Below are 5,472 nucleotides of genomic sequence, written 5' to 3'. Positions count from 1 at the left end.
CTCAATAATAATTGTTCGCGCTCAATTTCTGCTTGCTTACGGTCGTGGATATCGCTAGCGACTCCAATCCATTTGACTATTGTTCCTGAATCGTCTCGTAAAGGCAACCCGCGCGCAATAAACCAACGATACATACCATCAGACGCACGACGACAGCGAATTTCTGCTTCATAGTTGTTGCTGTTACCAATAGCTCGGTTCCAAGTTTTTAAAACTTGTTCTCGGTCTTCTGGATGAATAACACTCAACCATTGATGACCCATAGTTTGCTCTATCGACAAACCACTATAATCAAGCCAGTACTGATTACAGTAAGTAATTTTACCCTCGTTTTGAGACATCCAAACGACTTGAGGAGCGATTTCTGTTAGTATTCGATAACGTTCTTCGCTTTCGCGTAAAGCTTGCTCAACCCGTTTAGCATCATCAATATCCGTACAAGACCCAAACCAACGAATTATTTTCCCGTGTTTGTCCCGCAGTGGAAATGCTCTACCAATAAACCAACGATATTTTCCATCGGACGCGCGTTTAAAACGATATTCAATATTATAAATTTTTCCTGTACGCAACGATTCGTTCCAGATATCAAAACATCTTTGTTGGTCATCTGGATGTAATAAATGACTCCATCCCCAACCTTGGGTCTGCTCTAAAGTCATTCCTGTATACTCAAACCAACGCCTGTTAAAATAATCATGATAACCATCGGGTAAAGTAGTCCAGAATAATTGCGGCATTGTATCAGCTAAAGTTCGGAAGTATAATTCACTCTGCTGTACAGCTTGAGTAGAGCGTTTTCTATCGGTGATATCTCGAATTAACCACCGTAAGCCTGTAAATTCTCTGGTCTTATTGTATATACTGGCAACTGTTACCTCAGCGCTAAATGGCGCCCCTTGATGTGGTAAAATTTGAAGCTCTTTTGTTTGAATTTGTAGTTGGGGTAGCGCGCGTAACTGATTAAATTGCGAGTACAAAGCTTGATATTCTTGAGATGGAATAAAAGCTGTTAGATTTTTACCAATTAAATTTTGTTGCTTTAAACCAAGAAATGTAGCAACAGACTGGTTTGCTTCTTGAATTTTTCCTTGAATATCTGTCACAATATACCCATCAGGAGCAAAGTTAAATAAATCTACATAGTGTTGCCGTTCGTTTTCTAACAATAAATTTTGCTGTTGCATTTCTGCTTCTGCAACACTAAGTTCTTCTAAAACAGCTTGTAAATCATAATTTACACTTGATAAATTTGTATTATTTTCATCTAAATCCAAGTAAATTTTATATATTACTTGTTCTGACTGACTGTTATCGTTACTATTAGATTCATTGTTATTAATAAACTCTATTTCTCTAACTACACAAAATTTTGATAATATAGCGTAAGGTTTAGTATCATTAGTTAAAAACAAAGGTTGAAAGTTAAGCCTAAGCCATACACCTTGATTTGGCTCTGATTTAAAATATCCGATTATTGTATTTTTATTTTGAAAAGATTGACCTGTTCGAGATGATACTGTAGCCGGATAAGTATCGCGCGTGTAAGGCACTCCATTTAAATCTATAATCTGTGAGAATAGATCAAATAAATTTTTACCTATCATCTCATTTGGATTATATCCCAAACATTCAATGCCATTGCATCCGCAGATAGTGCCATCAACAAGCTGAATTAACGTTCCCTCTTCTTCGATGGAATCTTCTTTCTGCGTTTGTTGTATATTGGCAGGTAGATTAGAAGACGTTTCGTCTTGCATTTTGGATAATTCTTGAATACCTTAGCAAACAATTTAAAGTGTATATCTTTTGGCACCCCTGCATTACATAGGGACACAATAAGCGATAATATTCAAGATTATGCTATGGCAAAGAAACATTACTTCTACCCAAAGGTTTATTTCTGAGGTGCAGTTGACGGAGTTTGCTGGCGTTCAAGTTTTGCTTCCATAGTACTAGAGAGGAAATGACCAACGAGGATACCACCAGTCAAATGATAGGAGTCATCAGAAATACGATGTAGAGTTTCAAAACCACTACGACGCTGACGGTCACTAAGTACCCAGTATCGCTGTACAATTGTTTCTAGACCAACCCACCCTTCACCTTCGATTTGTCCAAATTGATTATGTTGTAGCAAAAATGAGTAATGACGTTCACCATCATCAAGACGACCTTTATACTGTAATGCGATTTCGGTGCGCTCGCTGCCAGGGAAAATGAGTTTAGTTGCCATAGTGAACCAGTTATCACGGTTCCAAGCAACCAAAGTCATACCTTTAACGGGAACTGGCATCGCATCACGTTCCAGCCAACTACCTTGTAAAGTCCAACGTCCAGCTTCGAGTAAAAAAGAGTGTCTCACCAGTAATACCTTATATATATTTATTTACTTATTTTTTCCGTGTTTTGCATCGCCAAGACCAGAGATCAAAATAAAACATCTCAAGCGGCAAGTACGCTTAGTATACCCACAAGAAAGTGCTGAGTAGAAAGTTAGGAGTTAGGAGGTAGGAGTTGGGAGGTAGAAACGAGTGTGTAGGGTGCGTCAAAGCTATTACAATCTTCAATAAAACGAAAAATCATGTGCTTTGACGCACCATTGCTCTGCTAGTCTGTGTCAATCGCTTCGCTCAAATTGATAGAGTCGAGGTCAATAGTTTTGGTGGGTAGAAAAATTGGCAACGGAGTCTGGAACGGATGTAACGGATGGTTGATTTTAAACTGTGAGGTGCGTGACGCTACCAGCGCTGCGCTTCGTTTTAAAATTTTAGTAGCGTCACGCACCCTACGTTTGTAACTATTGGCGCCTACAACCCAAAATTAATGACACAGACCAGTAGTTAGGAGTATTGAGTTGGAAGTTATTACTCAGCACTCAGCACTCATTACTCAGCACTCAAAAACTTCTCCTAGCAACACTTCTTTTTTAGCGCCAGTTGCACAAGGCAAGTTGCCTGGACTGCCATGAAGGCGCCAGTATGCGAGTACAGCGAAAGCGATGGCTTCTTTCAAATCGGCGTTTAATCCAAATTCGTCGGTAGTTGTAACTGGAATTGATTCTAAAAGTGCTTGTAATCGTTGTTTGAGATAAAGATTACGACTACCACCACCGCATAAAAGTACCCGAGTTGGCATTTGTACTAGAAAATTACGGTAGTTGTAAACGATTGAAGCTGCGGTTAGCTCGGTTAGTGTAGCTAAAAAGTCGGCGTGATTTAATTGATACTCTTTTGCATCGTGAAAACACTGTTTTAAATAATCAATACCAAATAATTCGCGTCCTGTTGATTTTGGTGGTGGCGCCTGAAAGTACTCGTGTTTCAGCCATTTCTCGACTAGAGGTTGGCAAATATCACCGCTTGCTGCCCAATTACCATTTTCATCATAGTTTTGAGTGCCATCGCTTAATTGATTTACAGCCAAGTCGATCAAGCTATTTCCAGGACCTGTATCCCAACCGCGAATTTGAGATAAACAATCACCTGTTCGGGCTGGTATATAAGTAACATTACCAATACCACCGATATTTTGAATACAGCGAGTTTCAGTCGGATGAGCGAGCAATGCAGCATCGATACGCGGTACTAATGGCGCCCCTTGACCACCCACTGCAATATCGGCAGCACGAAAATTACTCACGGTGGTAATGCCGGTTAAGCTAGCAATTAAGGCGCCGCGTCCAAGCTGTAAACTATAAGCGAGAATATGCGCGTTAATTTCACAACCTTCAAAAGTAGGTGGTCGGTGATATACGGTTTGTCCATGTGAACCAATAAGTGTCGTGCCTTCATGTATGGTTTGAATATTTATAGCAGCTTCAGCAAAAGCTTTGGCTATTGCATCATCAAGCTGTGCAAATTCTGCCATTGAAATAGCCTCACCCGCACATAAACTTAAAATACGTTCTCGGAGTGTAGATGGATAAGGGTAAGTTGCTTTATCAACTAACTCAACTTGGATATCTAAATCTTGACCGGAAATATCTACTAAGGCAGCATCAATACCATCGACTGACGTACCACTCATTAAACCAATTACGCGAGTCATTACGATTTTGGATTTTAGATTCTAGATTTTAGATTTTGGATTGTTATTAAGCTATCAACCCGCCCTTAATATAGCAAGCGAAATTGCAGCCGGAAGAATTCTATGTTCTTCAATTTGAATTCGTTGGTGAAGTGTGTTAGTTGTATCATTGGGAAAGATAGGCACAGCTGCTTGTATCAAAATTGGACCGTCGTCTACTTCTAAACGCACTAGATGCACTGTACATCCTGTTATTTTTACTCCACTAGCCAAAGCTTGTTCAATGGCATGGGCGCCTTTAAAGCTAGGTAATAAACTTGGATGTATGTTAATGATTTTGTCTGTATACGCATCAATTAACACTTGGGTGACTATTCGCATCCAACCAGCCATTACAATTAACTCTACATCGTACTTTTGTAACGTCCGTACAATTTCTGCGTCTAACTCTTCACGACTTTTGTAGTCACGGTGGTTTAATAGCACTGCTGGAATATTCCAGTTAGCCGCACGTGTTGCTGCGTATGCATCTGGGTTATTGTAAATTAAAACCTCAATTTGAGCGTTGAGTTGCTGATTTTTAATTGCTTGGGCAACTGCTTCAAAGTTACTACCACTACCACTAGCTAATATTCCCAGCTTGGTTGGGGAGCCCTCTGAAGAGTTATGATGTCTGGTGCTGGTAATACTAGGGGAAATAAGACTATTAGTATCAACATCAAGTGTCATAGCATTTGAATATAAATACGAAGCAAAGTTAACAGAATTTTACAGTGCTTCCGTATTCAAGCAATTAATACAAAAAAACTATTTTAGATAGTTTTGATGGCTTGTAGCACGGGCGTCTCGCCTGTGCAGTGCTAGCATAAGAGTTTTTTTTACCACAGAGACACAGAGTCCACACAGAGGACTTGACGTTATTCAGACTTTGAGGTGAGGGAAAGTTTCAGAGAAGCAAGTAAACGACGTTTAATTAATTTTATTGTTTATTTTCCTCAGTTACAACAGGTTTTTGTATGGGTTCGCTTTGTATTTCAGGTGTTTCTGTTGGTGGTACTTCTGGTTTAGGACGCAAGATATCATTCAGGCGCCTTAAAGAACGTTTTCGAGTTGGTGTATTTTTTTTAGGTTCATTAGAACTACTCGAATCATTAAGATGAGAAGGAGGTGTTGGTACTGAATCTTGATTTTGGTTGGGTGAAGGTGTTGGTGCCGAGTTACTTTGAGTAGCTGTTTGACGATTTGATTGTGCTTCGTCACGCTGTTTTTGCTCTTGCTGTTGTTTTTTTCTTTTCCGTTCTTGTAACTGTCGATGACGCTCCGAACCATCAATGGCAAAATTTGCACTAACACGCACACCTTTACGAACACCAGCAGAAGGTTTTAATTTAAAGTTTCTTGCTTGCTCTAACAAAGCTTCATCCAATTCTTGGCTGCCACTGG

4 protein-coding genes and 1 pseudogene are annotated in these 5,472 nt (G+C 39.7%); all 5 read right to left on the bottom strand.

Annotated features, from left to right (window positions below; genetic code table 11):
* On the bottom strand, nt 1–1,760 hold a 1,760-nt coding region (locus tag AC2JBO_RS42640; RefSeq protein WP_496959673.1), incomplete at its 3' end, for a PAS domain S-box protein.
* 137 nt (nt 1,761–1,897) lie between these two features.
* Nucleotides 1,898–2,365, bottom strand: a complete 468-nt coding sequence (locus AC2JBO_RS42635; RefSeq protein ID WP_496959672.1) for a hypothetical protein — start codon at nt 2,363–2,365, stop codon at nt 1,898–1,900.
* A gap of 527 nt (nt 2,366–2,892) precedes the next feature.
* Nucleotides 2,893–4,050 (bottom strand): anhydro-N-acetylmuramic acid kinase, encoded by a 1,158-nt coding sequence (locus AC2JBO_RS42630; RefSeq protein WP_496959671.1) that lies wholly within the window; start codon nt 4,048–4,050, stop codon nt 2,893–2,895.
* Nucleotides 4,051–4,104: 54 nt separating this feature from the next.
* Nucleotides 4,105–4,758, bottom strand: a complete 654-nt coding sequence (gene purN, locus AC2JBO_RS42625) for a phosphoribosylglycinamide formyltransferase (protein ID WP_496959670.1) — start codon at nt 4,756–4,758, stop codon at nt 4,105–4,107.
* 250 nt (nt 4,759–5,008) lie between these two features.
* Nucleotides 5,009–5,472 (bottom strand): annotated as a pseudogene (locus tag AC2JBO_RS42620) (hypothetical protein); the annotation flags it as partial.

The organism is Calothrix sp. CBUCES-K 9914, from assembly GCF_059640475.1.
This window is presented reverse-complemented; position numbering and strand designations above follow the sequence as displayed.

Bases quoted from the DNA above. Each gene is read 5' to 3' on its own strand.
- AC2JBO_RS42630 (WP_496959671.1), bottom strand. From the start codon at position 4,050: ATGACTCGCGTAATTGGTTTAATGAGTGGTACGTCAGTCGATGGTATT.
- purN (WP_496959670.1), bottom strand. From the start codon at position 4,758: ATGACACTTGATGTTGATACTAATAGTCTTATTTCCCCTAGTATTACC.